Consider the following 18,697-nt stretch of genomic DNA (forward strand, 5'->3'; position numbering starts at 1 on the left):
ACTCCCTCAGGATGCTGCGACGCCGTCCATGAGGTTGGCGACCAGGGCGGTGGCGAACTCACGGGTGACGGGCTCGTCAGGGATGAGCAGCCGGTGGTAGACCGATCCCCAGAGCTGGTCGATGAGGACTCGTACGTCGACGTCCGGCCGGATCTGGCCAGCCTCCTGAGCGGCCGTGAGGCGCTCCACGGCCAGGCGGCGGCGCTCGGCGGAGTAGAGGGCTCGATACGCGGCCGCGAGCTCGGGGTCCGTCTGCGCCTCCCCGATCAGCTGGAGGAGCGCTGAACCGCCGGCCGTCTCGGTCATCAGCGCGACGAAGGCGTGCAGCTGGCTGAGGAGATCGGCCCGGATGTCGCCGGTGTCCGGGAAGGCCAGAGTGTCCTCGACCGCGTGGAAGTAACCGTCGAGAGCGAGCGCACCCCGAGACGGCCACCACTTGTAGAGCGTCGTCTTGCTGACCCCTGCGAGGCGGGCGACCCGGTCGAAAGTGAGGTCGGCGATGCCCTCGGTGAGGAGCAGCTCACCCGTCGCACGAAGGATGTCGGCTCGGACCTCGTCGGCGGGTCGCCGGCCCCGTCCACGGCGTGGCGGAACGTCCTCGGCGGTCATGATCCGTCCCCTTCTGATGTCGATCGGTGAGCCAGTGTATGAGGAGTCATCACTCGATCCGGAGTTCGGCGATCAGCCCGTCGCGGAGCTCGAAGGTCATCGGCCCGGTGCCGTTGTAGCCGCTGCCGCTGACCCGCAACGTGACCACCCAGGCTTCCCCGGTGCCCCCGGGCGTCCAGTCGATGACGTCGAAGTGTGCCTGCACGCCGATGTTGTCGGTCTCGTTCCAGGCACGTACGCCGTCGCGGCCACGGAATCTCCGGCCCCAGTCGACGATGAGCGCGTCCTGGGTGAATGCTGCAGCGAAGGCCTCGGAGTCCCCGCGGTTGGTCGCCTCGACGAAGGTCTCGATCGATCTCGGGAGGTTGTTCATTGTCTGCTCCTTGGAAAGTGGGTCGGCGCTGAGGTGCGGTCGACAGCGGGATGGCGCTGTCGACCGCACCCCGTTCACCGAGCAACGGTCAGAAGGTCGGCGAGGTCGACGCGGGTGAGGAACTCGCGGCGGACACGATCAGCCACGTCGGAGACCTCCTCCGAGCCGTCGTCCGCCGGGTCGATGTGGACCCGGAACGGACGCTCACCGGCCGGCAGGGACACGATCCGCGCGATCTCGTCGGAGACCATCGAGGCGTCCGCGTCGGCCGGAGCCAGCGCGGCGAGCTTCTCGGCCACCTGGCCCATGAGCCCGGCGTAGCGGGTCTCGTACGCGGCCTCGACCGCCGTGTCGGCCGGCCGGCCGGAGTGCGCGAAGTGGTTCGTGCCGCTGGTGAACGAGCCCGGCACGACGATCGAGGTCTCCACACCCCAGCGGGCCAGCTCGCCGGCGTAGGAGACGGCGAGGGAGTCCATGCCCGCCTTGGCGGCGAAGTAGGGCGCCAGGTAGGGCGGCGTACCACCCTTGACCGAGGAGCTCGACACCCACACCACCAGGCCGGCACCACGTGCCCGCATGCCCGGCAGCACGGCGCGGTTCACCCGCTGGGTCGAGAGCACGTTGACGTCGTACAGCTCGGCCAGCTGCTCGGGCGTGAACGCCTCGGTCGGGCCGACGACCATGTGACCGGCGTTGTGGATGAGGACGTCGATGCGGCCGTTGTCGGCCTCGATCCGGGCGATGGCCGCATCGACCGAGTCCTGGGAGTTGACGTCGAGCTCGATCGCGCGGAGGTCGACCCCGTGCTCGGCCGAGTAGTCGGCCGCCGCCCGGACCGCCGGGGCGTTGCGGCCGCTGGTCTCGCGCATCCCGGCGTAGACGGTCTGTCCGGCCCGCGCCAGCGCGCGGGCGGTGAGGGCACCGAAGCCGCTCGAGGCCCCGGTGATGACGACGATCTGGTTCATGACGATGTCCTTCCTTGGGGTTCTTCGTGGGGTTCTCTGCGGCTCAGACCATGCCGCCGTTGGCGTACACGACCTGACCGTTGATCCACCGGCACGGGCCCGCGAGGAAGGCCACGACCTCGGCGATGTCGTCGGGCGTGCCGAGGCGGTGCAGCGGGTTCATGTTGGCCATCCGCTCGATGGTCTCCTCGTCCTTGCCGTCCAGGAACAGCGGCGTGGCGACCGGTCCCGGCGCGACCGCGTTGACGGTGATGTCGCGACCCGCGAGCTCCTTGGCCAGCACCATGGTGAGCGCGTCGACAGCGCCCTTGGACGCGGTGTAGGCGGCGTACCCCGGCAGCGCGACCTTCTTGACCGAGGTCGAGAAGTTGATGACGGCGCCGCCGTCACGGACCTGGTTCGCGGCGAGCTGCGAGACGACGAAGGTGCCGCGGATGTTGGTGCGGTGCATCCGGTCGAGGACGTCCAGGTCCAGCGAGGCGATCGGGCTCAGCGCCATGATCCCGGCGGTGTTGACGACGACGTCGATGCCGCCGAACGCCTCGCTGGTGGCCTTGAAGGCCTCGGCCATCGCGACCTCGTCCGCGACGTCACCGCCGACCGCGATCGCCTGGCCGCCGGCCGCGGCGATCTCCGCGACGAGCTTCTCGGCCCGCTCCGCGTTGCCGGCGTAGTGCACGGCGACCGCGAAGCCGTCGCGGGCCAGTCGCTCGACGACAGCCGCTCCGATGCCGCCCGAGCCGCCGGTGACCAGTGCGACGCGGGTGTTGTTGATGGTGGTCATGGTGCCTCCTTCAGGAGTTGATGTGAACGATGTGTCCATATAACCACAGATATGAACTCTCTGTCCACATATGTGGTTCATGCCACCCGTTGAAGGCCCTTCACGGTGCCCGGAAACGGCTTTCGAGTGGGCCCCAGATGCGTTCCGTACGCTGGTAGGAAAGGATGGGACCGACAGCCGACGCCTCTGGAGCCGCCTTGACCACCACCGCACCCACCCTCGCCCCGCCGTCCGCCGAGGAGATCGCCAGGGCGAAGGAGATCGTCGGGCGGATCAGCACCGCCTTCAGCAGCCGTGTGGTCGGCCAGGAACGGCTCAGGACAGCGCTGCTGATCGCGCTTCTCTCCGAGGGCCACGTGCTGCTGGAGAGCGTGCCCGGACTGGCCAAGACACTTGCCGCGAGCACGCTGAGCCAGACGGTGAAGGCACAGTTCTCCCGGATCCAGTGCACCCCCGACCTGCTGCCGAGCGACATCATCGGCACCCAGGTCTACGACCAGCGCAACCACGAGTTCGAGACCCAGCTCGGACCGGTCCATGCCAACTTCGTGCTGCTGGACGAGATCAACCGAAGCTCCGCCAAGACCCAGAGCGCCATGCTCGAGGCGATGCAGGAGCGCCAGACGAGCATCGCCGGCCACGTCCACCCGCTGCCACGCCCGTTCATGGTGCTCGCCACGCAGAACCCGATCGAGGAGGAGGGCACCTACGTCCTCCCCCACGCCCAGATGGACCGGTTCCTGCTCAAGGAGATCGTCAACTACCCCAGCGACGGCGAGGAGCTCATCGTCCTGGAGCGCATCGAGGCCGGCACGCTCGGTCCCGACCACGAGGAGACCCGTCCGGTCGCCGACCCCGACGACGTGATCTGGCTCCAGGAGCTGACCAAGCGCGTCTACGTCGACCCGGCGATCAAGCGCTACATCGTCGCCCTCGTCCAGGCCACCCGCAACGCCCGCCAGCTCCTCGGGCCGGAGACCGGCTCCTACGTCGAGATCGGCGCGTCCCCGCGTGCCTCGATCGCCTTCCTGCAGGCCTCCCGCGCGGCGGCGCTGCTGCTCGGCCGCTCCTACGTCACCCCTGAGGACGTGCGCGAGCTGCGCCACAGCATCCTGCGCCACCGGCTCCACCTCAGCTTCGAGGCGCTGGCCGAGAAGGTCCAGCCCGAGATGCTCGTCGACGCACTGGTCCGCGCTGTTCCCAGCCCCTGATCTCCCCTGAGCACATGGCGACGTACCTTCCTCGGATCCGCACGCGGCTGATGATCCATGCCCACCGCAAGGTGGTCGGGCTGCTCGACGGGGAGTACGCGTCCCTTCAGACAGGGCGCTCGATGGACTTCCACGACCTGCGGGAGTACGTCCCCGGCGACGACGTGAAGGACATCGACTGGAAGGCGACGGCCCGGTCCCGGAGCCTGCTGGTCAAGCGGTTCACCGCCGAGCGCCAGCATCTGGTGCTGCTGGCCATCTCCACGGGCCGGAGCATGGCGGCCCAGGCGACCGGCACCACGACCAAGCGCGACCTGGCGATCTTCAGCGCCGGCCTGGTCGGCTGGCTGGGCGTGCGCCACGGCGACAAGGTCGCGGTCGCCTACGGCGACTCGGAGACCCAGAAGCTCACCAAACCTGCCGACACCGAGGTCGCGCTCGAGCGGGCGCTGGGGCAGGCGCACGACGCCATCACCCCCGACGCCGCCGAGGCGGACATCGTCGCCGTCCTGCGCCACATCGCCACCAACGTACGCCGCCGGGCGATCCTGCTCGTCGTCACCGACGAGCACTCGGTCAGCGACGAGATGGCCGCAATCCTGCGCCGCCTCACCGTCCAGCACGAGGTGCTGGTCGCGGGCATCGACGACCTCGACCCCACCACCGCGGTGGCCGGCGGAGCACCGACCGTCGACGTCGACACCGTCGCGGCCCTGCCGGGATGGCTCAGCGGCGACGCGGTCCTCCAGGCCCAGTACGCCGAGCTGGCCGCCGCCGAGGAGCACGGCCTGCGCAGCACGCTGGACCGCCTCGGCATCGCCTACCAGCGGGTCCGCGACGACACCACCGCCATCGGCGCCGTCTTCCATCTCCTGGAGAGGCACCGTCATGCGCGCCGGTAGCGTCCCTGAGGAGTTCCAGCAGCCGCTGGCCCACTCGGGCTGGTGGCTGGTGCTCGCGCTCGCGCTGCTCGCCGGGGTGGCGCTCTACTACCTCGCCGTCATCCTGCTGACCCGCAAGCGCCGGACGGTGGTCGAGGTCGAGACACCGTGGGTCCCCGAGCCACGCGACCTGCGCGCCGAGCACCTGGCCGAGATCGACCGGATCGAGCGGGCGGTGCACCGTGGCGACGTACCGGCTCGGGTCGGCCACCAGCACCTGAGCCGCACCGTGCGCGACTACGTCGCCGAGGTCAGCCAGATCCCGGCCGACAAGATGGTGCTCGCCGACCTGAAGGCGACCGTACGCAGCGACCCCCGCACCCGCCCGTTGGCGATGGCCGTCGAGGTGATGTACCCGCCCGCCTTCGCCTCCGAGGAGGAGGGCCAGGCGGCCGAGCGCTTCCCCGAGGCGCTCGGCCGGGCCCGGCAGGTGGTGACGACATGGACCTGAGATGGCCCGTCCTCGGCGTGATCATGCTGGTCGTCACGGTGATCGCCGTCGCTGCGATCGTCGTGCTCGCCGCCCGGGTGCATCGCCGCCCGGCCGACGCCGTGCTCGTCGCCCACACCGAGCGCCTCAAGCGGCTCCCCCGGTTCCGGGAGCTCGCGACCCAGCAACGCTGGCTGTCCTGGTGGCAGACCGCGGGGATCGCGCTCGCCGTGATCGGGTGCATCTGGCTGATCGCCCGGCCGCAGACCACCGACATCACCCAGAACCGCTACTCCACCCGCGACATCGTGCTCTGCCTGGACGCCTCGACCTCGATGTTCGACGAGGACACCCAGGTCACCCAGGCCTACTCCCAGCTCGTCGCCGGCCTCAACGGCGAGCGGGTCAGCCTGGTCCTGTGGAGCGACGCCGCGGTCACCGTCTTCCCCCTCACCGACGACTACGGCTGGGTGCAGGACGAGCTGGCGCGCGCCGGCCGGGCCTTCGCCCTCGGCGACCAGGAGTACGTCGCCGGCACCTACCTCGGCAAGGAGCGGGCCTCCCTGATCAGCGACGGGATCGTCTCCTGCGTCAAGCGCTTCGACCTGTCCAACCCCGAGCGTGGCCGGGCGGTCATCGTCGCCTCCGACAACGACCCGCAGGGCGGGCCGCCGGTCTACTCGCTGCCCGAGGCCACCGAGTTCGCCAAGGAGCGCGACGTCCAGCTCTACGGCATCGGCTCCGCCGACCTCAGCTTCCAGGAGGACAAGCGCGCCACCTTCGACAAGGCGATGACCGACACCGGCGGCACCTTCTCGCTGCTCGGTGACGACGGCTCGATCGAGTCCATCCTGGCCGGCATCGACCGGCTCTCGGCCGACGAGGTCGTCGAGCCGCCGAAGTACCAGGTCCGCGACGCCCCCGGCTGGCCGATCGCGACGATCGTCCTCGGGGTCCTGATGCTGATCGCCGGGTGGGTCTACGCCCTGGTCCGCTCCGGGCGGCTGTCCCCGGCCTCGCGGCCTCGGTCGACTCCCCCGGCGGCCGCGTGGCCCCAGCAGACTCGCCCACCGAGCGAGGTGGGCCGATGAGCGCTCTGGGATGGCAGATCCTCACGCTCGTACGCCGCGTACTGATCGTCCTGCTCACCGTCATCGTCCTGGTGCGGCCGAGCTGGGGCGCGGCGCCGTCGGAGATGCGTACGGCCGACCTCGATGTCCTCGTCGTGGTCGACCGCACCCGGTCGATGGTTGCCGAGGACGGGCCCGGCGGCGAGGCCCGGATGACGCAGCTCAAGAAGGACCTCAAGGCGCTCTCGGCGGCACTGCCGTCGGTGCGGTTCGGGGCGATCACCTTCGGCGGCGAGGTCGTGCGCACCGAGATGCCGTTCACCTACGACACCACGGCCTTCAACGCCTGGGTCGACGGTCTCTACGCCGAGCGGGCCTTCGACGGGTCCGGCTCGATGGTCGACGCCCCGCGCGACGAGGTCATCTCGGCGCTCGAGCGCGACCAGGAGCGCTTCCCCGAGCGGCGCCGGATCGTGGTGTTCGCCTCCGACGGGGAGAACACCCGCGAGGGCGTCGACCAGCAGTCGTTCAGCGAGATCGACGGCCTCTCCGCCGGCGGCGTGGTGCTCGGCTACGGCACCGAGGAGGGCGGCCGGATGCCGTGGGACGACGAACGCCCCCAGGACGGCTACCTCAAGGACGGCGAGGGCCAGGACGCCCGCTCCCGGATCGACCTGGCCAACCTGCGCGAGATCGCAGGTCAGATGGGCCTGCAGACGCTTCACCGCACGACGAAGGAGACCAAGGAGATCGCCACCGAGGCCTCCACCTGGGACTCCGAGATGCTGACGGAGAAGACCTCGGCCGGCGGTGAGGTGTCCCGCGCCTGGATCTTCGGCTTCCCCCTGCTGGCACTCTTGCTGTGGGAGATGTGGGGCCACCGCCGCCGCGGGCACGAGGCCGAGGAGGTGCTGTCGTGACGCTGACCGAGACACCCGCCGAGGCGACCGAGCCGCAGCCCCCCGTACGCACCGCCCGCGAGCAGGTGCGGCGCGCGCTCCTGCTGGCCGGGATCGTGCCGGTCGTGATCGGGCTGGCCTTCCTGATGAAGGTGATCCTGATGGGCCACCACGACCGCGCGGGCCGCGAGGCCTGGGACCTACGCGACGCCGCGACCGCGATGGAGCACTACTCCGCCAACCGTGAGCTCAACATCCTGCAGCCGTGGATCGCCCACTTCGACGCCGGCAACGCCGCCTTCCTCCTCGGCGAGAACGCCCGCGCGATCGCCTACTACGGCGAAGCCCTGGAGCGGGTGCCCGAGGACCACGAGTGCACCGTACGCATCAACATGTCGCTCACCCAGGAGGCGATCGGCGACCGCGCCCGCGACGCCGGCAACCAGCAGGGCGCGAAGGCTGCCTACGAGGAGGCGCTCGCCACGCTGAAGGAGGGCGACTGCCCCACCGACGCCGGCCAGGGCCCCGAGCAGTCCCAGCAGGGTGAGTCCGTCGAGGAGCGTCTCCAGGAGAAGCTGACCCCGAAGACGCCGATCAGGCCTGACCAGCAGGACGACCCGCCGGACCCGCCGCAGGACCAGAGCAAGAAGGAGGACAAGCTCGACAAGCGCAACGGCGACGGCGAGAGCTACCGCCGCGACGACGCCGACCTCGACGACTACGGCGGGTTCAGCGACGAGCCCCAGTGGTGAGGCGCTGGCCGCCCGACGTCAGGGCGGTCAGCGGAATCGGACGTACGTCCACGGGCCGGTCCCGGCGGCGTTCGTCGAGTCACCCGCGAATCGAGCCGCGATGCGGAATCGCGAGCCGCTGGGGTGGTAGCGCGTGAGCGTCCATCGGGCCTTGCCGTAGGCGTTGGTGGTCCGGCAGGTCGAGGTCGCGACCGTTCGCCAGGCCGAGTCCTTGTACTTCTGGACGGTCATCCGGACGCAGAGGCCGGAGCGGACCGGGCGAACCGACGTGACGAGGGTGGGGTCCGCGGACGGCCGGTACACGGCGTACGCCCCGACCCGTCGCAGCGGATTCAACGCCTTCGTGGCGAGCCCGAGGCGTACGGATCGCTTGAGCGTGGCCTTGGCGGCCGTGCTCCGTGAGTCGGCAGGGTGGCTGGCCACGATCGTGGTGTTCCGCCACATCGTGCGGGTGAGAGCCAGCCCGGTCGACGGGACGTTGCCGTCGTAGAGGACCTTGATGGTGCCGCCGGCCTCCTGCGACGTGACCCGCACCCTTCGGCTGTCGGTCTTGGTGAGGTTGACCCGGAACGTGGCGGTCTCGCCGGCGGCGTATGACGTCTTGTTGGCTGTCAGCGTCACAGCGGGCGCCTGCGGCTGCACCGTCACCGTCTGGCCCGGATGGGAGGCGCTGACGTAGCGGTCGTCGCCGGGGACTTGGACGTAGTAGGACATCGATCCGGCGACGGTCGGTGTGTCGGCGAATTCGAACGTCCCGTCCGCACCCGACGTCGCCTCATACGTACGCCGGACGCCTGATTCGTCGTCGATGGCGTAGAGCTCCACCGTCACCCCGGCGTTCCGACCGTCGGTTCGGGTGAGGCTTCCTCGGATGGTGACGGGCTTGCCGACGAGCACAGACGACACCATCGGCGAGACGCTGAGGTCGGTCGTGACCTGGGACACGGGCACCCTGACGGATCGCTCGGCCGCCATGGTGTCGTCGGTGGCGTCCATGGTCGCGTAGATGTTCCAGTTGCCGGGTTCGGTCGCCTTGATCGGGATCGCGGCGACACCGTCCGGACCCGATACGACGTCCAGGTAGGTCGGCCCTGTCGCATTCGGCGCGAAGTAACGGATGTGGACGGTGCGGTTCGGAGCCGGCGCACCGTCGACGAGAACAGTGACGCTGGCGTCCAGGTCGTCGTTGACGAAGGCGGATGCCGGAGTGTGGATCTTGAGGTCCGACCGGCGCCACGCGGTCGGCTCTCTCGCCCAACTCTTGACCGGCTGATAGTCCTGGTCGCCGTCCCACCAAGCAATGAGTGCGTATTCAGGACACGGGAACTGCTGGTCGTACGTCACGGTGAACGTGCCGGCGGCTGAGGTGGTGCTGTCCGTGATGCGGCCGACCGAGAACGGGCTGGTCTCGGAGTACCAGCACTGCAGGTCCCAGTGCACGACCCGGTCGGCCAACCCTGCACCGTCGCCGGACAGGAGGACGTCGAACGAGATCTGCTCGTCTGTCTGGCGAAGGCCGGTGTCGGAGAAGGTGAGGGTCGTCGGGTGCTTGACGACGTCGAAAATCGTCGCGGCCTCGAACGTGCCTGTCACGCTGTCGTATCGTGCCCACAGGACATAGTGCCCGGGCTCGGCTGGTGTGAACTGAAAGGTCCAGTGGCCTGCGGCATCGGTGACCACCGTGGCCAACGGCTCTTCACCCGAATAGACCTGCGTGAGCTCCACAGTCGCGTCGGCGACCGGGACACCACCCTCGGTCACCGTCCCTTCGAGCAGCATCGGCTCACCCCAGAGGTACGGCCCTTCCGAGGCACGGGAGATCGTCACACCGTCAGACTCGACGGCCTCGGCCGCCGCGGAGGCGAAGGTGAGCAATGGTGCGATGAGCAGAATGGCGATCGCGCTCGCGAGTCGGGCCATGGTGGTCCTCCAGGTGGGCCGCCTCACGCGAGGCTTGGGGAGGTCAACTTAGACCAACGACGGCTCGTCCCGCCACTGCAATCGGCGCACTCACGCTCAGCGCATGAGGGTCTGTGACGGGAGCTCCTGGAACTGCGCCCGGTACGCCTGGGAGAAGCGGCCGAGGTGGAAGAAGCCCCACTGGGCGGCGATGGCGGTGACCGAGGTGGCGGTCGCGTCGGCGGCGAGCAGGTCGGAGTGGGCTCGGTCGAGCCGGGTCCGCCGCCAGTACTCCAAGGGCGTCGTGTCGAGGTCGCGCTGGAACGCCTCCTGCAGCGTACGGGTCGAGACGCCGACCTTCTGAGCGAGCTCGGCGACCTTCCAGGGGCGCTCGGGGTGGGCCTCGAGGAGGTCGACGGCCATGCGTACTGCTCGGGAGATCGTGGGCGTCGCACCCTCGGAGACGATCTCCAGGGACGTGTTGGCCTGGATCGTCAGCAGGCCGCCGATGAGCGCCTGCTCGTAGGGCGCGGCGACCAGCGGTGAGCTCATCAGCGAGCCACCGGCCTCGACGTTGTCGTAGGCCAGCCGGACCATCTTGAGCCAGTCGCGCACCTCGGGTCGGCCCAGGTCGAGCGTCGGGTCGAAGACGACCGGCCCGGAGCCGCCGATGCCCGCCGCCGCCTCCTCGACCGCGCTGCGCCGGATGTAGACCTGCAGCTTCTCGCAGCCGTCGGACCAGAGCATGTCGACCGGCTCGGTCGGCGAGCCGATCGAGCCGCGGGTGCGGTCGGCGAGGACGACGTGCTCACCGACCTTGACCTTGGCGCTGCCTGCGAGCGGGAGCTGGATGAGATAGAAGTCGTCGAAGGTGCCCGGGGTGATCCGCACCTCGTCGCCGTAGCGCATGTAGTTGAGCATCACGTCCTCGCCCAGCGGCGCGGCGTTGTGCACCATGTCGAGCTGCGAGCCGGCCTTCGTCAGCGCCAGGTAGTGGGCGCAGAAACGTTCCGCCACGGCTTCTCGAGCCTGGTCCACGTCAGTGGTGGCGACAACGGTGTGGCGGCTCAGCAGGGGACGGGGCAAGGGAGGCTCCTGGACCGTGGCTCGATTGACCGAAGAGCGTAGCGGAGCCGGCGCCGCGTCGACGCGAACACGGCGCAATCACTGTCTAAGGTCCCAGCCCAGGTCCTCACCCGGTCGAGATGCCGGTCCCACCCAGGAAACCGGCATCTCGCGCCGTACTAGCTCCTCGCCGCCAGCTTCTCCACGAGCCTGGGAGTGACCGAGGCGTACGCCTTCGGGTTGATCGGCAGCAGCCACTGCGCTGCCTTGGTCAGCCTGCCGACGTCGAGGCCGACGTCCCCGAGGACCTCGTCGATGTTGTGCATCGAGAACGGGATGATGTTGGTGCCGCGGGCGTGGTGACCGTCGGTGCGCTCCCGCATCCAGGCGAGCCGCGCGGCGACGTGGGCCTCCATCTCCTCGACCGGCGGGACCTCGTGGCCGCCACCGAGGTGGGAGCCGATCCAGACGGCGCTCATCTCGGCCGAGAGCGGCGAGAAGAACGAGGAGTTGTAGCCGGCGAAGGTCAGGTCCTTCACCCGCAGCGGCAGGATCTGGCGGTAGAGCTGGTAGTCGCCGTTGTCGTCGGTGAGCTGGTCCTGGATCTCCTCGGAGAAGAACGGGAGCTCCTGCTTGAAGCCGGTCGCGGTCACCACGACGTCGGCAGGCACCGCGCGGCCGTTGGCGAGCTCGGCGTACGGCTTGCCGTCCTTGGTCACGAAGGCGGCGATCTCGGTGTCGCGCTCGACGGCGATGTCGCCGGCCTCGACGCCCTCGAAGAATCCCTCGGTGGCCAGCGAGACCGTCGAGCGGGCGATGTCGGTGAACTGGCCCTTCGGCAGCAGTCCGAGCTTCTTCAGCTTCAGCTGGCTGGAGGTGACCGACTCGACGCTGCCGACCATCGAACCGGCCATCTTCGACCCGCCCGCGTGCAGCACCTTCTCGGCGCCACGGATGTTCTGGTAGGGGAAGAGCCCCTCCCCCATGCGCGTGAGCAGCAGCACCTTGTAGTTGAGGACGCCCTTGATCTTGCGCGGCATCTTCCACAGCAGCTGGCGCGCGACCACGGTGGTCGAGGACGCCTCCTTGGCGATCTCGACGGCCACGTCGCAGGCCGACTTCCCGTAGCCGACGACCACGACGTCCTTGCCCTTGACGGTCTCCAGGTCGTGCAGCTCGCTCGCCGCGAGGATCTGGCCGCCGGCGGCCTTCAGCTCCTCGACCCCGTCGTACGCAGGGGAGAACGGCTCCGAGAAGACACCACTGGCCACGACCAGGTGGTCGAAGTGCTCGGTCGTCTCGGCGTCGGCCCCCGCAGTGGAACTGGCTCGCGAGGTGAGGGCCCAGCCGCCCCCTCCAGCCGGCTGGGCGCTCAACACCTCGGTGGAGAGCCTGATCATCGGGGCGAGCTCGAACTTCTCGACGTACATCTCGAGGTAGCTCTGCACCTGCTCGCCGCTGAGCCACTCGGGGAACACCTTCGGCATCCTCAGGTCCGAGAGCGTGTAGGAGTCCTTGTTGTTCTGCGTCGTCAGGCCCGGGTAGCGACGGGTGCGGCTCCATACACCACCGACATCGGGCGTCTTCTCGAAGACGGTGATGTCGTGCCCGAGCTCGGTGAGCACCTTGGCCGAGGCAATACCTGCGAACCCGGCACCGATGACCGCGATCTTCACTTTTCTGTTTCCTCTCGCAGCGGGGTCTGCGTAGGCAAAACGCTAGAGAGGTGGAACAGCGCTCCGCTATCCAGGTTGCGCGAGAGGTATCCGGTTTGCGCGACGGATTGTCGCGCACACCGGTCTCAGCCCCGCAGGAGCTTGTAGACGATCACCGCCGCCGCGATCACGGCCACGCCGATGGCGATCTTCTTGCCGTAGTTCTTGATCAGCACCGGCACCACGGTCGCGCCCAGGTCGATGGCTTCGGGCTGCTTGGCGTGCCTCGGCGCCTGCGGCGCCGGCGCCGCGGCTGGCGACGGGGCAGCCGGCGATGGTTCCGAGCTCTCCCCACCCACGGGCTCCGCCGCGGCCGGTGCCTCCGGGGTCTCCGGGGCGGCGGCCGGGGCCGACTTGGACTCAAGGCACGCGACGAACTGGCCGAGGAGCTTGTCGGAGACGTCCTGCATGACCCCACGACCGAACTGGGCGGGCTTGCCGGTGACGGCGAGGTCGGTGACGATCTCGACCTTCGTGCCGGTGCCCTCCGGAGCCATCGTCAGGGTGGCGTTGGCACCGGCGGTGCCGTTGCCGCGCTTGTCGCGCCCCTTGGCCTCGACGACCAGCTTCCGGGCGGTCTCGTCCTTCTCGACGAAGGTGCCGGAGCCGGCGTAGACCATGGCGATGGGACCGAGCTTGACCTTCACCGTGCCGGTGAAGGTGTCGCCCTCGGCCGAGGTGACCTGGGCTCCCGGGAAGCATTCGGCGAGCGAGCCGATGTCCAGGAAGCTGTCCCAGGTCTCCTCGACCGAGGTCGGAACCGTGAACTGATGCGTCAGATCCACGCGTCAGCCCCCGAGTGCCTTCGTGATCGCCCGCCGGGCCAGCACCGTGACCAGGTGGCGCCGGTAGTCGGCGTCGCCGTTGAGGTCGGAGGGCGGCTCGGCGCCGTCCGCGGCCAGGGCCGCGGCGTTGCGTACGACCTCCTCGGTGGCCTGCTGGCCGATCAGCGCCTGCTCGACGCCGGCGGCCCGCAGAGGGGTCGAGCCCATGTTGGTGAGACCGATCGCCGCGCCCTCGATCACGCCGCCGGAGACCTTGAGGGTCGCGCCGACCGCGCAGATCGGCCACTGGTGGGCGACCCGGACGAACTTCTCGTAGTGGGCCGTCCATCCGGTGTGCTTCGGGATGCGTACGCCGACCAGCAGCTCGTCCTCGGAGACGGCCGTCTCGAAGAGCCCCTGGAAGAACTCTGAGCCCGGGACGACCCGCTCGCCGGCCGGCCCGGCGATGACGAACTCGGCGTCGAGGGCCAGGGCCGGGGCTCCGAGATCGCCCGCCGGGTCGGCGTGGGCGAGCGCGCCACCGAAGGTGCCGCGGTGGCGCACCTGCTCGTCGGCGACCGTCGCCGTGGCACGGGCGACCAGGGTCGCGTGCTCGGCGACCAGAGGATCGGCCGCGACGTCGCAGTGGCGCGTCATGGCGCCGATCAGGATCGAGTCACCCTCGTCGCGTACGCCCTTGAGGGAGTCGATGCGACCCAGGTCGATGACCCACTCCGGAGCGTTGAGGCGCATCCTCAGCACCGGCAGCAGGCTCTGTCCGCCGGCGATGATCTTGGCCTCGTCGCCGTACTGCGCGAGAGCGGCCAGGGCCTCCTCGACCGTGGTCGGGGCGACGTAGTCGAACGATGCGGGAATCACTGGACGTCTCCTTCCGTGCGGTCGACGTTCCCGGACATGCCCGTCGACGGATCGAAGTGTGCGGCGGCCGCGCCGGTGGTCTCGCCACCGGCCGAGCCCTCGTTGATCGCCCGCCACACCCGCTCCGGCGTGCAGGGCATGGCCACGTCGTGCACGCCCAGCGGGCGCAGCGCGTCGACGACCGCGTTGACCACGGCCGGGGTGGAGGCGATCGTGCCGGCCTCACCGACGCCCTTGGTGCCGAGCGTGTTGGTGGTCGCCGGCGAGGTGGTGTGGTCGATCTCGAAGCTGATCGTGTCGGCGGCGGTCGGGAGCAGGTAGTCGACGAAGGACCCGGCGACCAGCGTGCCGGCGTCGTCGTAGACGGCGTCCTCCCACAGCGCCTGGGCGATGCCCTGGACCAGTCCACCATGGACCTGACCTGCGACGATGAGCGGGTTGATGATGTTGCCGATGTCGTCGCAGCAGACGTACTTCCGCATCTTCACCTGCCCGGTCTCGGTGTCGACCTCCATCGCGCACAGGTGGGTGCCGTGCGGGAAGTTGAAGTTCTCCGGGTCGAAGGTGGCCTCGGAGTCGAGGTTGGCCTCGACGCCGTCGGGCAGGTTGTGCGCCGCGAAGACCGCGGTGGACAGCTCGCCGATCGACATGCCCTGGTCGGTGCCGCGCACCGTCCACCTGCCACCGGTGAACTCCAGGTCGTCGACGCTCGCCTCGAGCAGGTGGGCCGCGATCGGCTTGGCCTTCTCGAGCACCTTGTCGGCCGCCCTGACCAGCGCCTCGCCGCCCACGACCAGCGACCGGGACCCGTAGGTGTCGTAGCCCTTGGCCGCGATCTGGGTGTCGCCGTGCAGCACCTCGACGTCCTCGAACGGTACGCCGAGACGGTCCGCCACGATCTGGCTGAACGCCGTCTCGTGCCCCTGACCGTGCGCGCTCGCACCGGTGATGACCTCGACCTTGCCGGTCGGCGTCATCCGCACCTGGGCGTGCTCCCAGCCGCCGGCGCCATAGTCGAGGCTGCCGAGCACCCGGGACGGGGCGAGGCCGCACATCTCGGTGAAGGTCGAGACGCCGATGCCGAGCTGGACCGGGTCGTTGTTCGCCCGCCGCTGCTGCTGCTCGGCACGGAGCTCGTCGTAGCCGAAGAGTTCCTTCGCCTTGGCCGTCGCCGCCTCGTAGTTGCCGCTGTCATAGGTGAGCCCCGCGACGGTCGTGAACGGGAACTCCTCGTGCGTGATCCAGTTCTTCTCCCGGATCTCGAGCGGGTCGACCCCGACCTCGGCGGCCAGCTCGTCCATCAGCCGCTCGACGGCGTACGTCGCCTCCGGCCGCCCCGCGCCGCGGTAGGCGTCGGTCCAGGTGGTGTTGGTGAAGTGGGTCTGGCAGTTGAACTGGTAGGCCGGGAACTTGTAGATCGCGTTGAACATGAACGCACCGAGCACCGGAACACCACCGCCGACGATGGCGACGTAGGCGCCCAGGTTGGCGTCGAGCTCGACCTTGAGGCCGGTGACCTGACCGTCCTTCGTGGCCGAGAGGGTCAGCTTCTGGATCTGGTCGCGGCCGTGGTGGGCGCTGAGGAGGGACTCCGAGCGCGTCTCGGTGTACTTCACGGGCTTGCCGAGCCGGCGGGCCAGCGCGAAGACGATCATCTCCTCCGGCGTCTGCTGGAGCTTGCCGCCGAAGCCGCCGCCGACGTCGGGCGCGATCACCCGGATCTTCGACTCGGGCACCCCGGTGGTCGCGGCGAAGGCGAACCGCAGGATGTGCGGGATCTGGGTGGCGCTCCACACGGTGATCTGCTCACCGGTCGGGTCGCACACGACGCTGCGTGGCTCCATGAACGCCGGGATCAGGCGCTGCTGGCGGTAGGTCCGCTCGATCACGATCCCGTCGTCGCGGGCCGCCGAGATGGCCTCGTCGACGCTGCTGCCGGTGCCGGCCTGCGCGCTGTCGAAGACCCACAGCGCGGACTTGTTGGTGCCGAGGTCGGGATGGGCGAGCACCTCGTCCTTGACCGCGTCCTCGAGGGAGACGACCGCGGGGAGCTCCTCGTAGTCGACCTCGACCATCTCGGCGGCGTCGCGGGCGGCCGCCGCGGACCGGGCGGCCACGACCGCCACGATCTCGCCGGCGAAGGTGACCCGGTCGGTGGCGATCGGCGGGTGGGCCGGCGTCTTCTGGTCGGGCGTGATCGGCCAGGCGTTGATGCAGACGCCGAGGGTCTCGTCGAAGTCCCCGGCGGCCAGCACGGTCACCACGCCCTCGGCGTCCGCCGCGGCGCTGGTGTCGATGCCGGTGATGCGAGCGTGGGCGAAGGGGCTGCGCACCATCGCCAGGTGCAGCATCCCGGGCAGGTTGATGTTGTCGGTCCAGCGGGTCCGGCCGGTGATCAGGCGCGCGTCCTCCTTGCGGCGCCGGTCGCGGCCGATCTCGTTGGTCTGCTCCGGACGAGCCTCGACGGCGGTCACAGCGCGTCCACCTCCTCGGTCGCGCCGCGCGGGCTGGCGGCGGTGGCCAGGTGGCCGCTGGCGTACTGCACCGCGCGGACGATGTTGTGGTAGCCCGTGCAGCGGCACAGGTTGCCCTCGATGCCCTCGCGGATCTCCTCCTCGCTGGGCTGCGGGTTGCGCTTGAGCAGGTCGACCGACTGCATGATCATGCCGGGCGTACAGAACCCGCACTGCAGGCCGTGACACTCGCGGAACGCTTCCTGGACGGGGTGGAGGTCGCCCTCGACCGTGTCGGCGAGGCCCTCGATCGTGGTCACCTCGCACCCGTCGGCCTGCACCGCGAGCACGTTGCACGACTTCACCGAGTCGCCGTCGAGATGGACCGTGCAGGCGCCGCAGTTGCTGGTGTCGCAACCGATCACCGTGCCGGTCTTGCCGAGTCCTTCGCGCAGATACTGCACGAGCAGTGTCCGCGGTTCGACGTCGTCGGTGACCTTCATACCGTCGACGCGCATGCTGATCCGGGCCATGTTGTCTCCCTGCCAGACGTCACTGTGTGGGCCAGATCACAGTAGGACGCGCAGGGTTGGGCTCCGGTTGGCTGCTGCTGCCGGTTACCTCTTCTTGGTCAGCGGCTGGCAGCCAAACGTGCCCTGAGCAGGGGCAACGCGGGGTGAGCACTGCCGCCGAGGCGCCGCAGACAGACGTCGACCACCTCGGTGTCGTACGGAGCCAGCTCGCTGTAGCGCAGCACCGCATCCGGCTGCGGGTCGGCGATCAGCGCCTCGCGCAGAGCGACCGCGACGTACTCGGCCATCTCGGCCAGCGCCGGGCTGTTGGTGCCGGGCAGGAGATCACCGCCGTACGCCTCCACCGCGGCGGCCACCCGGCCGTGCCGGATCAGCGTGAGCACCTGATCGACGTCGGTCGCGACCGGCATCAGCAGACGGTAGGGCCTGGAGGCGACCTGGCCGCCGAGAGCATGGCGCAGGTGGGAGACCTCGGCCTTGAGCGTGGAGAAGGTGACCGCCTGGTCGCCGTAGACCATCGCGTGCAGCCGCTCCAGCGAGAGGCCCTCGGGGTGGAGCGCGAGCAGGGCGAGGATCTCGGTCTGGCGGCGGTTGAGCAGCAGCCGCTGCCCATCGAGCCAGGTCTCCGCGGTGCCCAGCAGGGTCAGCACCAGGCCGGGCTCGGCGATCGCCTCGTCCGCCCGCGGGGTCGGGATCTTCGGCAGCGCGCCCTCGATGAGGCGCGCCATCACCCGGGCCGTGGCCATCCCGATCGGGTGCGTGCGGTCCCAGGTGGTGGAGAGGTCGAGGACGCCGAGGTGCGTGCCGGTGACCGGGTCGTGGAGCGGCGCGGCCCAGCAGACCCAGTTGTGCACGACCTCGGCATAGTGCTCGGGACCGAAGACCATCGACGGGGAGTTGGTGCGGTTGGCGAGGTCGAGCGCGTTGGTGCCGGCGCTCTCGTCGTCCCAGCGGCCGCCCGGCACGAAATTGACCGACTCCGCCTTGTGGCGCATCACCCGGCCGCCGTAGGTCCACAGCACCCGGGTGTCGGGGTCGGTGACGGCGATGACCAGGTCGCCGTCGTCGGCGGTGCACCGCAGCTCCTCCTCGACCCGTTCGACGGCCACCTGGAGCGGCGACCCGCGCCACATCTCCCGGGTCTCGTCCTCGTCCGCCAGCGGCGCCTCGCGCACGTCGGGCTTGATGGCCGTCGCCGAGCGCGTCCAGCTGGTCAGGATCTCCGGTCGCACGAAGTCCTCGGCGGCGTCGCCGCTCTCCACAAAGGCGGTCCACGCCCGCGCCGCGCTGATGCGACGCTCCTGCAGATCGCTACGGACCATCAGATCCCCCTTCGGAGTCCGGCCTCTCGAGGC

At 69.7% G+C, this 18,697-nt stretch carries 18 protein-coding genes; 6 read left to right on the forward strand and 12 right to left on the reverse strand.

Translation table 11 applies throughout. From position 1 onward, the window contains the following. Positions 1–6 precede the first annotated feature (6 nt). The 4 genes from ACWZJV_RS09995 to ACWZJV_RS10010 all read right to left on the reverse strand — a co-directional run bounded on the left by ACWZJV_RS09995 (position 7) and on the right by ACWZJV_RS10010 (position 2,731). The gene (locus ACWZJV_RS09995) at positions 7–609 is read right to left on the reverse strand and encodes a TetR/AcrR family transcriptional regulator (RefSeq protein ID WP_457181303.1); all 603 of its coding nucleotides are present in this window, start codon (positions 607–609) and stop codon (positions 7–9) included. 49 nt (positions 610–658) lie between these two features. Beyond that, complete coding sequence (locus ACWZJV_RS10000; RefSeq protein WP_457181304.1) at positions 659–982, reverse strand: nuclear transport factor 2 family protein; 324 nt, start codon at positions 980–982, stop codon at positions 659–661. A 74-nt stretch (positions 983–1,056) separates the two neighbouring features. Further along, positions 1,057–1,947 (reverse strand): SDR family NAD(P)-dependent oxidoreductase, encoded by an 891-nt coding sequence (locus ACWZJV_RS10005; RefSeq protein WP_457181305.1) that lies wholly within the window; start codon positions 1,945–1,947, stop codon positions 1,057–1,059. Between the two features lie 43 nt (positions 1,948–1,990). Beyond that, positions 1,991–2,731, reverse strand: coding sequence for an SDR family oxidoreductase (locus ACWZJV_RS10010; protein WP_457181306.1), 741 nt, complete (start codon positions 2,729–2,731; stop codon positions 1,991–1,993). 197 nt (positions 2,732–2,928) lie between these two features. Here ACWZJV_RS10010 and ACWZJV_RS10015 point away from each other — a divergent pair, with 197 nt between their 5' ends. Genes ACWZJV_RS10015 through ACWZJV_RS10040 form a run of 6 tightly spaced genes read left to right on the forward strand, consistent with a single transcriptional unit; the run spans position 2,929 to position 8,034 of the window. Beyond that, positions 2,929–3,942 carry an AAA family ATPase gene (locus tag ACWZJV_RS10015; protein ID WP_008360887.1) on the forward strand — a complete coding sequence of 338 codons (1,014 nt, stop codon included), beginning with the start codon at positions 2,929–2,931 and terminating at the stop codon, positions 3,940–3,942. A gap of 14 nt (positions 3,943–3,956) precedes the next feature. Then, a complete protein-coding gene (locus ACWZJV_RS10020) occupies positions 3,957–4,844 on the forward strand; it encodes a DUF58 domain-containing protein (RefSeq protein ID WP_457181307.1) in 888 nt (295 codons plus the stop codon). Further along, positions 4,831–5,334, forward strand: a complete 504-nt coding sequence (locus tag ACWZJV_RS10025; protein ID WP_196872790.1) for a hypothetical protein — start codon at positions 4,831–4,833, stop codon at positions 5,332–5,334. Before ACWZJV_RS10020 ends, ACWZJV_RS10025 begins: the two co-directional genes overlap by 14 nt. After that, positions 5,325–6,404 (forward strand): VWA domain-containing protein, encoded by a 1,080-nt coding sequence (locus ACWZJV_RS10030; protein ID WP_457181308.1) that lies wholly within the window; start codon positions 5,325–5,327, stop codon positions 6,402–6,404. Before ACWZJV_RS10025 ends, ACWZJV_RS10030 begins: the two co-directional genes overlap by 10 nt. Further along, positions 6,401–7,303, forward strand: coding sequence for a VWA domain-containing protein (locus ACWZJV_RS10035; RefSeq protein WP_457181309.1), 903 nt, complete (start codon positions 6,401–6,403; stop codon positions 7,301–7,303). The genes ACWZJV_RS10030 and ACWZJV_RS10035 overlap by 4 nt, the downstream gene beginning before the upstream one ends. After that, positions 7,300–8,034, forward strand: a complete 735-nt coding sequence (locus tag ACWZJV_RS10040; protein ID WP_457181310.1) for a hypothetical protein — start codon at positions 7,300–7,302, stop codon at positions 8,032–8,034. Before ACWZJV_RS10035 ends, ACWZJV_RS10040 begins: the two co-directional genes overlap by 4 nt. A gap of 27 nt (positions 8,035–8,061) precedes the next feature. Here ACWZJV_RS10040 and ACWZJV_RS10045 read toward each other — a convergent pair whose 3' ends face one another. The 8 genes from ACWZJV_RS10045 to ACWZJV_RS10080 form a co-directional block, all read right to left on the reverse strand. Then, positions 8,062–9,954 (reverse strand): hypothetical protein, encoded by a 1,893-nt coding sequence (locus tag ACWZJV_RS10045; RefSeq protein WP_457181311.1) that lies wholly within the window; start codon positions 9,952–9,954, stop codon positions 8,062–8,064. A gap of 96 nt (positions 9,955–10,050) precedes the next feature. Beyond that, entirely contained in the window at positions 10,051–11,019 is a 969-nt protein-coding gene (locus ACWZJV_RS10050) for an AraC family transcriptional regulator (protein ID WP_008360877.1), read from the reverse strand. A gap of 158 nt (positions 11,020–11,177) precedes the next feature. Continuing rightward, a complete protein-coding gene (locus tag ACWZJV_RS10055) occupies positions 11,178–12,674 on the reverse strand; it encodes a flavin-containing monooxygenase (RefSeq protein ID WP_457181312.1) in 1,497 nt (498 codons plus the stop codon). A 125-nt stretch (positions 12,675–12,799) separates the two neighbouring features. Then, complete coding sequence (locus tag ACWZJV_RS10060; protein WP_457181313.1) at positions 12,800–13,498, reverse strand: SRPBCC family protein; 699 nt, start codon at positions 13,496–13,498, stop codon at positions 12,800–12,802. Between the two features lie 3 nt (positions 13,499–13,501). After that, positions 13,502–14,356, reverse strand: coding sequence for an FAD binding domain-containing protein (locus ACWZJV_RS10065; protein WP_457181314.1), 855 nt, complete (start codon positions 14,354–14,356; stop codon positions 13,502–13,504). After that, a complete protein-coding gene (locus tag ACWZJV_RS10070) occupies positions 14,353–16,830 on the reverse strand; it encodes a xanthine dehydrogenase family protein molybdopterin-binding subunit (RefSeq protein ID WP_457181315.1) in 2,478 nt (825 codons plus the stop codon). Before ACWZJV_RS10070 ends, ACWZJV_RS10065 begins: the two co-directional genes overlap by 4 nt. Then, on the reverse strand, positions 16,827–17,342 hold the full coding sequence (locus tag ACWZJV_RS10075; protein ID WP_008360867.1) for a (2Fe-2S)-binding protein: 516 nt from the start codon (positions 17,340–17,342) through the stop codon (positions 16,827–16,829). The genes ACWZJV_RS10070 and ACWZJV_RS10075 overlap by 4 nt, the downstream gene beginning before the upstream one ends. 98 nt (positions 17,343–17,440) lie before the next feature. Then, positions 17,441–18,664: a sigma-54-dependent transcriptional regulator family protein gene (locus ACWZJV_RS10080; RefSeq protein WP_008360865.1), complete on the reverse strand. Its 1,224-nt coding sequence runs from the start codon at positions 18,662–18,664 to the stop codon at positions 17,441–17,443. Between the last annotated feature and the right edge of the window lie 33 nt (positions 18,665–18,697).

The organism is Nocardioides sp. WG-D5 (assembly GCF_054031175.1).